Source organism: Vitiosangium sp. GDMCC 1.1324 (assembly GCF_003044305.1).
GTDB lineage: Bacteria > Myxococcota > Myxococcia > Myxococcales > Myxococcaceae > Archangium.
Genome location: NZ_PZOX01000026.1, coordinates 92,190 through 106,370 on the forward strand (window position 1 = coordinate 92,190; position 14,181 = coordinate 106,370).

Here is a 14,181-nt window from a genome sequence, read left to right on the forward strand (position 1 = left end):
GGCCATCCCGCGCAACACACACCAAATCACACACATCACACCGATGGGGTGTGGACTCCATCGGATTGAGAGGCAGGGAACCGGGGCCTCCCCTCCTGAAGAAGCCCGGACCGCTCTCGACCTCGCCCCATGAAAGGAACAGGTGAAGTCATGAGCACCATTCTTCTTGTCGATGACGAGCCCGAGCTCCTCGACCTCTACACGGAAGTTCTGGAGCTGATGGATCACCGCGTGCTGCGTGCACATGATGGACGGGAAGCCCTGGAGATAGCGCACGAGCGGCGGCCGGACCTGGTGGTGACGGACTGGCAGATGCCGAGGATGAGCGGGGTGGAGCTGTGCCGAAGTCTGGAGCAGGACGCGGAGCTGCACGACGTGCCCGTCATCATGCACAGCGCGGCGACGGACCCGCATGCCCCGGGCGTCAAGGCGTTTCTCTCCAAGTGCGCGGAGCTGGCCGAGTTTGAAGAGGTCATCAACCAGGCGCTCCTCGAGTCGGGAGTGTGCCAGCAGGGGCCGCCCCGCCGGCCAACCCTGGGCGAGCTGTCGCGGGCCTCGCGCGAGGCGGCCTGGGAGACGGAAAACACGTGCTCCCTGGTCCACTGAGGTCCCACGGTGCACTGGAGGGCAAGCGGGCCGGGAGACGAGCTCTTCCGGCCCGCGTTCGTTTCTGGCCGAGCCTCCTCCATCCGTCCAGGAGGTCCCCATGACACGCACCTTCGCAGGAGACAGCCAGGGATTCGCAGCCATCATCGGCCCGCACTGGTCCCTGCTGCACGGGCTCGCGCGCAAGCTGTGCCGCAACGGAGGCGTGGAGCCGGAGGACCTGGTGCAGGACACCCTGGAGCGTGCGCTGCACCACTTCGAGCGGTTGCGCGGCTGGAGCCACAGCACGCAGCGCGCGTGGTTGTGCACCACACTGCACCGGCGGTTCCTCGACCACTGCCGTCACCAGCGCACCGAGGCCGCCGAGGGCCCGCGTCTGGAGTTGCTGCGTGTGCCCGTGCTCGTGCGCGAGCCCCGCAGGTGGCAGACGTGGGAGCACGTCTCCGAGGAGGAGCTGCACGAGGCCATCGCGCGCCTGCGCCACCCCTTGCGCGCCGCCTTCGAGCTGCACACGGCGGGGCTGCGCTACAGGGCCATCGCGGAGCGGCTCGGCACCACCCCGGGGACGGTGGGCTTCTGGCTGCACCAGGCCCGCCGCGAGCTGAGGGCGTGGCTGCAGCCTCTCGCCGTCGAGCGCGCGGAAGAGCTCGCGGCCTGAGCGCCGGGGCCCGGCGAAATCCAGACGAAAAACGCCCGCACAATGATTCCCTCGTGGCACGTCCTCATGATGACACGCGGTGTCAATGAATGAATTCAAACCAAGAAGACAAACACCCATGAACTCGCGCATGCGTCACCAGACCCAGGCAGCACCGCCCCTGAACCCCGCCCGCCCCAGCGAGGGCCAGCCCCAGCGAGCCCGCCAGGTGCGCTCGTTGGCGCCGCGCGTGCGGCGTGACTTCTGGCTCGAACGGGTCCCCGAGACCGCGGGCCGGTACCAACTGCGAGGAGTGACGGGCGTCATCTTCATGATGTTCGGGCTGATGAAGGCCTTCCACTTCACCCTGCCCATCCTCGTGGGAGCGCCGGGGCTGCACGTGGCGACGGGGGCGGAGGGCTTCGCGCGGTTGCTCGCGGCGCTCGGCAGCCCCTTCCCGTTGCTCAACGCGTGGATGGTCATCCTGATGGAGGTGGCCTGCGGGCTGGGGCTCATCCTCGGAGCGTGGACGCCGGCGACGCGGCTCATCACCCGGCTGTGCGCCCTGCCCATGGCGGTGGACATGATGGGGGCGCTCTCGGTGGGCGTGCGCCAGGTGAGGGGCATGCCGGTCGTGCTGGATGGGTTTCCGATCATGGACCAGTTCTGGCGGCTGCCGCTGGAGGTGAGCCTGCTGCTGGGCATGGTCTTCCTGCTGTGGAGGCCCGCGGCCCGGCAGGAGACGCTGCGCGCCGTGTCCATCCCCATGCATGAGTGACTCGGCTGCCCGCGGTGTCTGGTTTCGGGCTGTGCATGCGTTCAACCGGGAAACTCCAGGAAGGAGCTACAGGCCCTCCCTCCCACCCACCGAGCAGGGGACCAGGGTCACCCAGCCGTTGCCTACGGCGTGTGTAGCTTCACCCGCGCATCACACACCGCAGCAAGGAGGGGTCCATGACTCCAACGCTTACCACCAGCGCTTACGTGCTTCACAACCTCGGTCTCGCCGCGGGTTTCGGCGGCTCGCTCTTCGGCCGCGTGGCCCTCAATCCATCCGCGAAGCTCATCTCCGACAAGCAGGACCGGGCGAGGATCGTCAACGCGGCGTGGAACGGCTACAACATCATCAACGCCATCGGCCTGGGCACCACCGCCCTCACCTGGTTCGTCGGCCGCTCCAAGGTGCGTGGCCGCATCATCTCCGCCAGGGCGCGCAAGCTCGTCATCGCCAAGGACTTCCTGATGGGCGCCACGCTCGTCAGCGGCGTCATCAACCTCATCGGCGGTGGCATCCTGGCCCGGCGCGCGCTCCAGGAAGGCATCCCCATGGAGTCCGGCAGCAAGGCCGCGGAGGAGGCCCCCAGTGACGTGAAGAGCACCACGAAGCTCGTCAACTGGCTGGGAGTCTTCAGCCTGGCCTGCATGGCCGGCCTCATCGGCGTGTCCACCTGGCTGGACAACACGGCCCAGAGCAGCGTGAAGTGGAAGCTGCTCGCCCGCGCCCTGCCGTAGACATCCGCGAGCCACACACATCCATCCAGGGCCTCCGCGCGCACTCCACGAGCGGGGGCCTTCGTGTTTCCAGCACCACACAACCCCCGCGCCGATTCGAGCCGCTCCCTCGCCTGCCCCGCGGCGTGGGCGACGCGCGGGGCTGTCCTCCACATGACACGTGCCCCGGCTCCCCGCTGGCCCACGAGGTGCACACTCTCTTCAGCAACGGAGGGGATGGATGGCGGGACGGAGACGGATTCGGTTGCTGGTGTGTGCGTGGGCAATCCTCATGGCCGGATGCGGCTCCTCCGAGGACACGAGGGAAGAGACCTTCCCCGAGACCCCCGAGGCGCCCGAGGCGCCCCCGCCGGAGGACAACGTGGAGGACCCCCTGCCTGACGGAGGGCTCGAGGTGGCGCCCATCGGGGACGACCCCGAGAGCCAGCCCCGTCCGATGGCGCCCCTGTTCCAACCGGGCTTCCACCAGGCGCTGCGCTGGTCCTACAGCACGGGCAGCGTGACGTTCCGCCTGCGCGTGCCGGTGGGGCGGGCGGGACAGCGGGTGAGGCTCGCCTTCCTCGCGGGAGATGGGAACCTCGTGCTGAATAAGGCCACGGTCGCTCGCGCCGGAACGGAGGGCTCGCTGGCCTCCGCGCCGGTGACGGTGACGTTCTCCGGCGCGCCGGGCTTCTCCGTGGGCGCGAGCACGCGAGTGGTCTCGGATCCCGTCTCCTTCCCCGTGGGCTTCCGTGACGAGCTGGCCGTGTCCTTCGAGGTGCAGGGCGAGCTGGCGGTGAGCGCCATCGAGGCACTGCCCGGCAGCTACGTGCGCTCGGGCGCCTACGCGAGCGTCACGGACCCCATCGGAGGCACGCCCTGGGCCCGCGCGGTGGGACTGGCCACGGTGGACGTCGAGGGCCCACCCGCGCGCGCCTTCGTCGCCCTGGGAGACAGCATCACCGAGGGCTACATCACCGACCATGACGACACACGCCTGGCATGGCCCTCGGTGGCGGAGAAACAACTGGGCGTGCCGATCGTCAACGCCGGCGTGTCGGGCGAGGGCTTCTACGAGGAGCTGATGAACCTGGACCAGGAGGTGCTCTCCCTGGAGGGCATCACCGACTGCATCGTGCTGCTGGGCACCAACGACCTGGCCGGGCTGGACCTGGCGGGGTTGGAGTCGCGGATGAACACGCTCGTGTCGCGGCTCAAACCCTTCTGCCGCACGTGGGTGGGAACGCTGCTGCCCAAGGAGAAGAGCAACCACGGCGACTACGAGGTGGTGAAGCGGGACAGGCTGGCGTTCAACGCGTGGGTTCGCGCCACCTTCCCGGACCTCATCGACTTCGAGGCGGTGACTCGGCAGCCGAACAACGTGCACCTCTTCATCGACGGGCTGGAGGTGGACGGCATCCACCCGAGCGCCGAGGGGCACCGCGTCATGGCCGCCGAGGTGGTGCGAGTGCTACGCGAAGCGGGCGTACAAGCCGAGGAGGGCGTGCAGCTCCCCGCCGCGCCGCAGCCCTGAGAGCGGGCAGGCGGGCCCTCCTTCCCGAGCTTCCGTCATGAACCCGGACGAGCCCGCCCACGGACCGTTATCTCCGCCCGGTGCCGGACACCCGGCCTGGGACCATGACGAGCACCTGGTACGACGCAGTGGTGGTGGGCGCGGGCTTCGGTGGGTTGGCCGCGGCGCTCGAGCTCACCCAGCGCGGCGCCCGCGTGGCGCTCTGTGAAACCCTCAACTATCCGGGGGGCTGCGCCAGCACCTTCCGCCGGCACGGCTACTCCTTCGAGGCCGGCGCCACCCTCTTCTCCGGGCTCGGCGAGCAGCAGCTCTTCGGCCGCTGGGTGCGCCAGCTCGGGCTCGACGTGACGGTGGACTGGTTGGATCCGCTGGTGGAGCTGCGCACCCCGGGCATGCGGCTGGGCGTGTACCGGGACCGCGAGCGTCTGCTCGAGCAGCTCCGCGCCTTCCCGGATGCACCGGCCGATGCACTGCGGGACTTCTTCACGCTCCAGCAGCAGGTGGCCGGAACGCTGTGGCCCCTCTTCGATGACCCCACGCTGCTGCCACCGCTCGACCTGCGCGCACTGCTGCATCACGCCTCGCGCGCCCTGCGGTACACGCCCCTGGTGCGCTGGATGGGGAAGCCGCTCGGCGCCGTCCTGGAGCGCTTCGGGCTGCTGCGCTTCACGCCGCTGCGCACGTACCTGGACGCGCTCTGCCAGATTACCGTGCAGTGCAGCGCCACCGAGGCCGAGGCCCCCTTCGCGCTCGGGGCCATGGACTACTACTGGCGCGGCACGGGGCACGTGCGCGGAGGCATCGGCCGGCTGGCGAGCGCGCTCGCGGGGGCCGTCACCTCGGGCGGTGGCGAGGTGCTGTATGCCCACCGGGTGAAGTCGCTCGAGCCCGTGCCGGGAGGCTGGCGGGTGTCCTCGCGCCGGGGCGAGCTGCTCGCGCGCCACGTGGTGGCGAACGTGTTGCCGCAGGGGATGGTGCGGCTGCTGGGTCTTCCACCCGAGCGCGTGCCCTCGCGACTGCGGGAGCTGACCAGCCGCGTGGAGGAGGGCTGGGGCGCGGTGATGCTGTACCTCGTGGTACGAGCCCCCGGGGAGGCCTCGCCGGGCGCGCACCACCTGGAGCTGGTGCAGAACGAGCAGGCCCCCTTCGTCGAGGGCAACCACCTCTTCGCCTCGCTCAGCGGGGAGGCGGATACGGGCCGCGCGCCCCCGGGACACCGCACGTTGACGGTGTCCACGCATGTCCCGCTGCGCTCACTGAAGGGGAGACCCGAGGAGGAGCAGGCCCGCCTCGTCTCCACCATCCAGGAGCGGATGAGGCAGGGCCTCCGGCGCCTGGCCCCCGAGTGGTTGGCGGACGTGCAGCACGAGCTGACGGCGTCCCCCCGCACCTTCGAGCGCTTCACCCAGCGTGAGGCGGGTGCGGTGGGGGGAGTGCCGCGCCGGGCCGGGCTGCACCACTACCGCGCGCTGGGGCCCCGGCCGGCGATGGACGGGCTGTGGCTGGTGGGGGACTCGGTGTTTCCGGGCCAGAGCACGCTGGCCACGGCGCTCGGAGGGGTGCGCACCGCCGCGTGCATCGCGCGAGGCTGACGGATTTCCCCAGTCATTCCGACCACTTGCGCAGCACGGAAACCGAAAGAGGGCACGTCCGAAAATCGGCGGAAAATGAGGGAGGAAACTTCCGCCGGCTCCCTCCGATAATCCTTTTGTAAGCTGCACTGCCGCACACCAACCTCTTTCCCTGCTGGGAGATACCGCCATGGGCGTTACCAACGATTCCCTCAATGCCATCCGCAATGCCTCCACCGCGACCTTCAAGCAGGGCATCAACCAGGACCTGCTGGCCGGCCTCGAGGGCGCTGACCGCACCCGCATGGAGGCTCAGCTCAAGCTCCAGCAGCAGCAGGAGACCGTCGCGTTCGTCTCGAACACGCTGAAGAAGCTGAACGAGATCGCGATGAGCGTCATCAACAACATGCGCTAGTGGCTGGCGGCACCTCGCCGCTGTGCTCCGAGCCGGATTCGCATGGCCCCCGCCATCGCGAGTCCGGCTTCGTCGTTTCTGGCGAACCGGGGCTCAATCGCCCGCGAAGCGCACCCCCGCGGCCTTCGCCTCGGCCACGAGCCGGTCCACCTTCTCGAGGTAGGCCTCCATGTCCGCCTTCCGCTCGAGGCCCCCGGAGGACATGTAGCGCACGGTGCCGAAGATTTCGCGCTCGCCCCAGGGCCTGTCGTGCAGGCCGAACAGCCAGCCGATGTTGGCGTACGAGTTCGCGTCGCGCCCGTCGAGGAAGTACGTGTTGTTGAGCGCCAACGCCGTGCGCCAGGCGTGCTCGGGGGTGCTGCTCCACTCGAGGATCTTCTTCCCCCAGTACATGCGCATGGCGTTGTGCATGTAGCCCGTGTAGCGCATCTCCCGCATGGCGGCGTTCCAGTACGGGTCATGCGTGCGTGCGCGCTCAAGCTGCGCCTTCGTGTACGAGTGGTGCCGCTCGTCGCCCCGGTGCTTGTCGAGCGTCTTGCGAGCCCACTCGGGCAGACACTCGAAGGAGTCGTAGTGGGGCGAGTACTCGGCGAAGTTCTGCGCCAGCTCGCGCCGGACGATGAGCTCCTCGAGAAAGCTCTCGCGCTGGTTGTCCGCGACCTTCGCCTCGCGAGCGGCGAGCGCCACCTGCACCGGGCTCACCTGCCCGAAGTGGAGGTACTTGCTCATGTGAGAGACGTGCGTCGTCTCCGGGTGCGGCCGGCTCTCCTCGTACTCGGGGAGGTGCTCGGTGAGGAACCTGCGCAACAGACGCTTCGCCTCGCTCGTGCCGCCCTTGAAGATGTGGCTCACCGGAGGGACCGAGCGGTCCAGGTCCAGCGTCGCCAGCACCGCGTCGAGGTCCTCCAGGTCGAGCCCCTTCACGCCGAGCCCGAGTGAGTCCGTCTTGAGCGGCGTGGGCGCGAGCGCCACCAGGTACGCGCTCCAGAGACGATGAATCTTGGGACGGAGGGTGCGCGCGGCGTACTCGGCCTTGCCCGAGGCGGCCTCCACGGGCACCACCACATCGCCCTCGACCTGGACCACGAGACAGGGAGCCTGGTCCGCCACCGTCGTGCGCCACTGCTTCTGGTGGCGCAGGTAGCCGCGGTCACACACGACGAGCGCCGCATGCCGAGCGAGCTTCAGCGCCACCTCGGCCGGATTGCCGCGCTGGACCACGAGGGGAATCTTCCGGCGCGCGAGGGCCCGCTGCGTGTCCTGGAGCCCCTCCAGCATGAAGCGGTAGTGACGGACATTGGCCTCGGGGTAGCCGTCCATGAGTCCGAAGCCCACGAGCAGCGGCAACCTCGCCTCGTTGGCCCGCTGGATGGCGTACTCCAATGCGGGGTTGAACTCCGCGCGCTGGCTCTGCTGCATCCAGTAGAGGACGTAGTCACCGCTCCGTGACTCGCGGGTATTGAGCCGCTTGATGCGGCCCTCCTCGATGGTCCTGCTCGTCATGGCGCCCCTTGGGTCGGCGATTCCGTGCGCCTCTTCTACACCGGGCCAGCCGACACCACAGATCTCCCAAGGGGCTCGAAAAATCGAGAGGGCCTCCGGGACCTGGCGCCGCCCAAGTGCCCGAAGTCACTCAGTCTGTCCTTGCGCACGCGATTTGCTGACGTCCGCGGACACCTGCGCAAGGAGCGTGTTCATGGAAACTCGTCGGTACTGGCTTTCTCCCGTGGTCGCTGTCCTGGTGGTGCTCTCGGGTTGCGCCCAGGAGACCCCTCCCCCGGAGGCTCCGGGGAAACTCATCGCCTCGAATCTCCAGCGGGCCACGCCTGAAGTCCCCGTCGAAGAGCTGACATCGGCCGCCACCGGCAATACCGAGCTTGGCGTGGCGCTGTACCACCAGCTCGCGAGCCCGGGTCAGAACCTCTTCTTCTCACCGCTCAGCATCACCCAGTCCTTCGCCATGGTGTACGCGGGAGCCCGGGGCAACACCGCCGAGCAGATGCGGCAGGCGCTGCGCTTCAACCTGGCGCCGGAGCAACTCCACCCGGCGATGAATGCCATCGATCTGGCGCTCCACGGCCGGGCCGCGCGCACGCAGGGGGCGAAAGAAACCCCACCCGAGCTACGCGTGGTGAACGCCACCTGGGGCCAGCAGGGCCAGGCCTTCGAGGCGGACTATCTCGACGTGCTCGCCCAGCAGTACGGCGCGGGCGTGCGGGTGGTGGACTTCGAGAACGAGGCGGACTCCATCCGCCAGCGCATCAACGCGTGGATCGCCGGCACGACCAACGACCGCATCCAGAACCTGCTCCCCGAGGGTTCGGTGACGAGCGACACGCGCCTGGTGCTCACCAACGCGCTCTACTTCAAGGGAGCATGGGCCGAGCCCTTCGAGGCCTCAATGACCCGGATGGCTCCCTTCCAACTGCTGCAGGGCGGCACGCAGCAGGTGATGATGATGCAGCGCGAGGCCACGGTCCCGTACATGCGGAGGCAGGGCTTCGAGGCCTTCGCGCTCCCCTATTCGGGAGAAGCCTTCCGCATGGTGTTCATCGTCCCCGACAGCGGCCACTTCGCCGAGATCGAGGCGCAGCTGTCCGCGGGGTTCCTGGATGGCGTTCGGGGTGCGCTGGTGAACCGGAACTTCATGCTCGGCCTGCCCAGGTTCCGCGCGGAGACGGAGTTCTCCCTGGTCGAGCCCCTCCAGCAGCTCGGCATGGTGGACGCATTCAACCAGGTAAACGCCGACCTGTCGGGCATCTCGCGGCAGACGCGCCTGTTCATCACTGGCGCCCAGCACAAGGCCTTCGTGGCCGTGGATGAGGCAGGCACCGAGGCGGCGGCGGCCACCGGGGTCGTCATCGGAGTCGAATCCGCTGCTCCAGAGCCCCTCCTCGTGGATCGCCCCTTCCTCTTCCTCATTGAGGATGTGGAGACGAAGACCGTGCTCTTCCTCGGGCGTATCGTGAAGCCCTCATGAGCGTCACCCCCACCAGGGCAGCCACTGCGGACGTGAAGCATCGCGGACGGGTTGACACCCTTGCCGCGCATCACTCATTCGCCCCGTCCCCTCTTGCTCTTATCAGCACCCCGTTCACTCGTAGCGCTTGATATTCGAGGCTGTGAAACGATGCGACTGCGCCTGGTGCTGTGGGTTTCGCTGCTGACGCTGCAATTGCTCGCGACTGTCTTTATTCCAGACGCAATTGCTCCCGCGGTGGGCGGCTCGATCTACGCGCCGCTCATGGTTTTGCGAGCACTGGGCCTCCCCGTTTTCGCAAGAGGGAAATCGGGTGGATGGGCAGCTCCATCGCTGCTCGGATGGATCGCAGTGGCGGCCATCTGGGCAGCGGTGTGGTGGGGCGTGGCATCGCTCGTGAGCCGCCCCTGGGTGAAGAAACGAATCGCCTAGACCTCGAGGAGAGGGCGGGAGCGGCGCAAGGAAGCACCCACCGGACCCAGACATGGCCGTACAGGGTGAGCACCGCGGCGGCCTGTACTCCAGGAAGCCCACATCGCGCCCCAGCCGCCGCGACACCACTCCGGCGAACACGGAGTTGGTGGGACTGCCAATCTTGGTGCCGATACCTCCGATGCTGGAGCCGTAGGCCACCGCAAGCATCAGCGCCCCACCGAAGTGCTCCAGCTTCCGGCCCTCGGCGGCCTGGAGCTGGGCCAGCAGCCCCATGCCAATGGGCACCATCAACACCGCGGTGGCGGTGTTGGAAATCCAGAGCGACACGGCGATGGTGGCCACCAGCATTCCTGACCCAGGGGGACCTTCCCGTAGGCGGGGCCTACTTCGAATCTGGAGGTTCCAGTTCTTCCGGCAGGGGCCTCGGGACGAACTTCAATCCCTTCGGCATATCGTACACGACAAAACCCTGGTCAGCGATTTTAACGAGATCGCCATCCTTGGCATTTCCACTGGCAAGCCACTTGTCCGCTTCCTCCCTCGTCGCGAACGTTTGAGCAATGGTCACCGGCTTATAGGTGAAGAACCTCCGAAAATAATCGCGGTATTCATCCAGTTTCTGGATGTCGCGGAGGTAAAGCAACGCTACCGCGGCAATTCGGAGCGCCTCGTCTTCCGGCGTGCCCTCCGGGTACTTCACGCCCACAGTTCCGAGCGTCTTCATGACGGTGTCAACATCGAAGTTTGAATGATAGGTCATTGGTGCACCAGGCTAGAGGGCAAGCGGAGCCAGAATCAGCGCACCAGAGCCGCCAGTCGTAATGACGAAGGCAGCGCCAGCGATGATGACGACCGTACCAAGCGCCACTTCGGCTTTGTGCTCCCTGATCCATCCAACCGCGTCATCAACGCGCGAGAACTTCAGTTCCTTCGCCTTCTTCTCATTCTCCTTTTCGCATTCCATATACTGCTTGCGGCATTCCCTGGTGCAATACTCGTTATACCATTCGTCTCGTTTCGTGTGAGGCCATGGCAGAGTACGGGCGTTCCAACACTCATCGAAGCACTTGACATGCTCCGCATCGCAGTCGCGGAAGCCAGCGCCGCCAGTTCCGAGTGCGGTGCCGACCCCATGCGCATCATCGGAGATGACGTAGATTCGGTTTTCTGGCCGTTGCCCGTGGGCACATCCGATGCTGAGTACCGCCATGGCGGTCATCAAAACAATCAATCTCATCTCTTTGTCCGCCGCATACGCTTCCGTTTCACCTGCCTGCTCCTGCTCAACGGACCCTCATGCGGGCAGCCCGGTGTGAGGAAGGTGTACGGGTCCACGAAGGGCTGCGCGGAGCGGCCCACCGCGGCCAACACGCTGCCAGTGCCGAACACGCCCAGAGCCGGGATGAGCACCACCGGCAGCATGGCCGTCCATGTCATGGGAACGGCCTCGGTGAACCACCAGAGCGCCATCCAGGCGGCCACGGCGGGACGGTGACCCATGTCGGGAACCTCATGCAACCCGGAGGGAACGAGGTAGATGAGCGCAGCCACCACCGGACCGGCGATGCGTCCCCCCACTGCCCCGTCGTGCTTGGCGCGGCCCGTTGGTTCATGGAGCTTCACCTTCTGAAACGCGCTCCTACAGCCGGAGGAGGCTCGGAAGGACTCCTCCCAGTCCTCGGGCCGCATCATGTGCCCGGACTGGGGGAACTCGCGATAGCACAACCGCTCGGGCGCCCGGGCACAGTGGGGTTCCTGACATTCGTGAGAACTTCGCGCCGGGCAGGGGTGCACCACCGCATCCAGGCCCGCCGTTCGATCTACGAGCAGATGCTCAAGAAGTACGCTCGACTCCTTCGAGGCCTTCCGCGGGCTCATGGCGCTTCACCTTCTGGAACACGCTCCTACCCGTGAGGGGCCCGGGGCATGGCCAGGAAGCGGACCAGCCAGTCGGCGGCGTCCCGGATGGCCTCCTTCCAGTCCTCGGGCCGCATCATGTGCCCGGACAGGGGAAATTCACGGTAGCGCAGCCGCTCGGGTGCCTGGGCGTACAGAGGGGCCAGGCGCTCGTGGAAGCTCCGCGCCAGGCCGGGGTGCACCACGTCATCCTGGCCCGCCGTCTGGCTGAAGAGCGCCACGGGGAAGAAGCGCTCCGGATGAAGGTGGGAACTCTCGGGCAACGGGAGCGCCCACTCAGGCGAGCCATCTCCGGGCGATACCGTCTCAGGACGTTATAGGTTTCAGGAGGCCAGCACCGTCCAGTAGCTTGTGAACGCGCTGTGCGAGCTCGACGTGTTCGGGGTTGGCCACCGTGAGGAGTTCGGGCGTGAGGACGACGAGCGTGCCCTTGTCCTCCACCGGCTCGATATGCACGGGCGTTGGGAGAGGAGGCACCGTGCCCCGGCTACGCGAGAAATACATGATCCAGCCCACGAACGTCCCTGCGCTGCCCGTGGGGGTTACCTTGTCGCGGTGCATCGTCGAAGTAGCGATGGCGGAGTCCGGCTCCCAGGCAAGAGCCATGCTCCGCATGAGCCCCGTGAGAACGGGCACGGTCAGCACCCGCTCCGCGTTCGGCCCTCGGGTTGGCAGGTTGCAAACACAGACGTTGCACACCACGTCCGAATAGGCGCCGCATTTGAAGTTGAAGCCGCTGTCTTCGTAGTCGACACACACGCCATTCCACGCCCAGACAGAGTAACCCAGGTCCTCGAACTGCCGATCTCTGCCCCGACGGATGAGCTTCTCCAGCGCCATGCGGGTGGGCTCGATGGGGCGCTTCAGTGCGTCCTTGCGCGACCTGCCCTGTTGAAACCAGCGGGAGAAGGATGGGTCGACATTCGCCATGGCGGCCAGGAAGACTTCCGCCCGCCGGGCGCACTCCTCCGGCGACTCCTTCCGCGGCCCCCAATAGGCACCTGCATAGTACGACTCAATCCTCTGGAACGTCTCGGACATGGGCAACGCTTTCCCCTACAACGGCGGGGTATAGACCACTTCGATCCCGACCACTCCCTCGTTCTTGAACAAGAGTCGGATGGCCTCGGCGGTCTTCTCCTCCGCGATGTGCCACCGGATGGGGACACCCGTCCCCCGGGCGGCCTTGAGCTGGCGCTCAGCCTGGTTGACGAGGTCCCTTGCTCCAGAGTTCTTGAACCAGGTCTTGGGGTCCAGATTGTCGAGGAACTTGTTGGCGTAACCGGGCCCCTTGGCCTCCAGGAGCACGCCGTTCTTGAAGCCGTCGAACTTCACGCCTCCAGCCTTCGTGCTCATGCCTCCCACCCAGTAGGCATCGTCCGCCGAGCAGCCCGTAATCTGCTCCTGGTAGGCACGGGCCCGGGCGGACATGGACTCGTTGGCTGGCCCCCACTGACCCGGCCCCGGGGCGGGTGAGGGCGTTTGCCCTGCCGCGTTGACCCGCTGGAGGATGATGGCCGCTCCCGGCCCGCCACTCAGCACCGTGGCCACCTTCCCCACCGGCACCACGACGCGCTCCACCACCAGCGCGCCCTCGACCGAGAGGGACAACACCGGCACGGTGGCCTCCGCGCCCGCCAGCGCCCGCGTCAACGTGCTGGTGGCGCCCCCAGCGGTACCGAAGGTGACGATGAGGTGGGTCGTCAGTTTGGAGAGCGCCTTCACCTGCTCGCCCCGTGTCATGTACCGGAAGCGCTCGAGGTACTCGGGAGAGGAGGCAATGAGGGCCGCCACTCCCGTCGGCAGGTGTTTCAGCGCCGCGATGCTGTCCGACGGACGCGTCAGCAACTGGCCCATGGCGTGGTACAGCTCGACGAAGGCCTCCTCCGCCCCATCCAGTGTGCGGCTGATGGTGTCGGCGTCGTCGTACACCTCGGCCAGCCCGGGCCCTTCCATGATGGGGCGCAGTTGCGCATCCGCATTTCGGAAGACCCACCCGTTGCTGGAGTAGAAGCGGCCCAGCTCGAAGGGGCCGGCGCGGAAGGCTTCGTCCTTCCACTCCACCGGGCCCACCTTCTGCTGCGTGCGCCCGTTGAGTGTCCAGGCGAGATAGCCGTCCGGCCTCAGCACGGCCACGCTCCTGAAGCGCTCCACCCGGCGCAGCAGTTCCTCGCGGGAGACTTCCCCTCCCTCCAGCACCTCGCGCAGCAGGTGTCCGATGGCCATGCGCGGCGGGAACGAGGCCAGCGTCACGGGCTTGTGCAGCAGCACGGCCAGCACCCGGGCCGCCTCCTGGGGCGTGAGGGGAGCGCCTCGCGGGGGCTCGTCGTTGACATTGTCCAGGCCCGCGAGCAGCAGCAGACATTCGAAGGCGTCCACCCGCTCGGCGCCGCTGACCACCGCGCGCGCGGCAATTTCGGCCGGACTCATCATGGCTACCTGCGAGCCTGGTACGATCGCCCCCTGGCGGCGGAGCATCCGCACCGATGCACCCGGACCCATGGGCGCGCGCTGGGAGTCGCCGCGAACATCGTCGGCCAACGCGGGCCTGGATGCAGCACGAGGGCTGTAATCCAGGGGAATCCCACGTCCAGG

At 67.4% G+C, this 14,181-nt stretch carries 16 protein-coding genes and 1 pseudogene; 9 read left to right on the top strand and 8 right to left on the bottom strand.

Annotated features, from left to right (window positions below; genetic code table 11):
• Positions 1-150 precede the first annotated feature (150 nt).
• The 7 genes from DAT35_RS48085 (at position 151) to DAT35_RS48115 (ending at position 6,254) form a co-directional block, all read left to right on the top strand.
• A complete protein-coding gene (locus DAT35_RS48085) occupies positions 151-606 on the top strand; it encodes a response regulator (RefSeq protein ID WP_108076096.1) in 456 nt (151 codons plus the stop codon).
• 100 nt (positions 607-706) lie between these two features.
• On the top strand, positions 707-1,264 hold the full coding sequence (locus DAT35_RS48090; RefSeq protein ID WP_108076097.1) for an RNA polymerase sigma factor: 558 nt from the start codon (positions 707-709) through the stop codon (positions 1,262-1,264).
• A gap of 118 nt (positions 1,265-1,382) precedes the next feature.
• Positions 1,383-2,021 (top strand): DoxX family protein, encoded by a 639-nt coding sequence (locus tag DAT35_RS48095; protein ID WP_158502179.1) that lies wholly within the window; start codon positions 1,383-1,385, stop codon positions 2,019-2,021.
• A 176-nt stretch (positions 2,022-2,197) separates the two neighbouring features.
• Complete coding sequence (locus DAT35_RS48100) at positions 2,198-2,755, top strand: hypothetical protein (RefSeq protein WP_108076099.1); 558 nt, start codon at positions 2,198-2,200, stop codon at positions 2,753-2,755.
• Between the two features lie 220 nt (positions 2,756-2,975).
• Positions 2,976-4,268 (top strand): GDSL-type esterase/lipase family protein, encoded by a 1,293-nt coding sequence (locus DAT35_RS48105; protein WP_108076100.1) that lies wholly within the window; start codon positions 2,976-2,978, stop codon positions 4,266-4,268.
• A gap of 104 nt (positions 4,269-4,372) precedes the next feature.
• Positions 4,373-5,860: an NAD(P)/FAD-dependent oxidoreductase gene (locus DAT35_RS48110; protein WP_108076190.1), complete on the top strand. Its 1,488-nt coding sequence runs from the start codon at positions 4,373-4,375 to the stop codon at positions 5,858-5,860.
• Between the two features lie 169 nt (positions 5,861-6,029).
• Positions 6,030-6,254: a hypothetical protein gene (locus DAT35_RS48115; protein WP_108070604.1), complete on the top strand. Its 225-nt coding sequence runs from the start codon at positions 6,030-6,032 to the stop codon at positions 6,252-6,254.
• 93 nt (positions 6,255-6,347) lie between these two features.
• Here the strand turns inward: DAT35_RS48115 and DAT35_RS48120 are convergent, their stop codons facing one another.
• Positions 6,348-7,757, bottom strand: coding sequence for a deoxyribodipyrimidine photo-lyase (locus DAT35_RS48120; protein WP_108076101.1), 1,410 nt, complete (start codon positions 7,755-7,757; stop codon positions 6,348-6,350).
• Positions 7,758-7,950: 193 nt separating this feature from the next.
• Here DAT35_RS48120 and DAT35_RS48125 point away from each other — a divergent pair, with 193 nt between their 5' ends.
• Together DAT35_RS48125 and DAT35_RS58530 are read left to right on the top strand one after the other, a co-directional pair.
• Positions 7,951-9,234 carry a serpin family protein gene (locus DAT35_RS48125; protein ID WP_108076102.1) on the top strand — a complete coding sequence of 428 codons (1,284 nt, stop codon included), beginning with the start codon at positions 7,951-7,953 and terminating at the stop codon, positions 9,232-9,234.
• Between the two features lie 150 nt (positions 9,235-9,384).
• The gene (locus DAT35_RS58530; protein WP_146210177.1) at positions 9,385-9,666 is read left to right on the top strand and encodes a hypothetical protein; all 282 of its coding nucleotides are present in this window, start codon (positions 9,385-9,387) and stop codon (positions 9,664-9,666) included.
• Between the two features lie 102 nt (positions 9,667-9,768).
• On the opposite strand, the pseudogene DAT35_RS62010 reads toward DAT35_RS58530, so the two are convergent.
• The 7 genes and pseudogenes from DAT35_RS62010 to DAT35_RS48160 form a co-directional block, all read right to left on the bottom strand.
• A pseudogene (locus DAT35_RS62010) lies at positions 9,769-10,017 on the bottom strand (SLC13 family permease); the annotation flags it as partial.
• Between the two features lie 34 nt (positions 10,018-10,051).
• The gene (locus tag DAT35_RS48135) at positions 10,052-10,393 is read right to left on the bottom strand and encodes a hypothetical protein (RefSeq protein WP_233262142.1); all 342 of its coding nucleotides are present in this window, start codon (positions 10,391-10,393) and stop codon (positions 10,052-10,054) included.
• Between the two features lie 48 nt (positions 10,394-10,441).
• The gene (locus tag DAT35_RS48140) at positions 10,442-10,906 is read right to left on the bottom strand and encodes a hypothetical protein (protein ID WP_146210178.1); all 465 of its coding nucleotides are present in this window, start codon (positions 10,904-10,906) and stop codon (positions 10,442-10,444) included.
• Positions 10,903-11,292, bottom strand: coding sequence for a hypothetical protein (locus DAT35_RS48145; protein ID WP_158502180.1), 390 nt, complete (start codon positions 11,290-11,292; stop codon positions 10,903-10,905). The genes DAT35_RS48140 and DAT35_RS48145 overlap by 4 nt, the downstream gene beginning before the upstream one ends.
• 281 nt (positions 11,293-11,573) lie before the next feature.
• Positions 11,574-11,849, bottom strand: a complete 276-nt coding sequence (locus DAT35_RS48150; protein WP_108076106.1) for a hypothetical protein — start codon at positions 11,847-11,849, stop codon at positions 11,574-11,576.
• 43 nt (positions 11,850-11,892) lie between these two features.
• The gene (locus DAT35_RS48155) at positions 11,893-12,627 is read right to left on the bottom strand and encodes an immunity 52 family protein (protein ID WP_108076107.1); all 735 of its coding nucleotides are present in this window, start codon (positions 12,625-12,627) and stop codon (positions 11,893-11,895) included.
• A 15-nt stretch (positions 12,628-12,642) separates the two neighbouring features.
• A complete protein-coding gene (locus DAT35_RS48160; protein ID WP_233262143.1) occupies positions 12,643-14,019 on the bottom strand; it encodes a Tox-REase-5 domain-containing protein in 1,377 nt (458 codons plus the stop codon).
• Between the last annotated feature and the right edge of the window lie 162 nt (positions 14,020-14,181).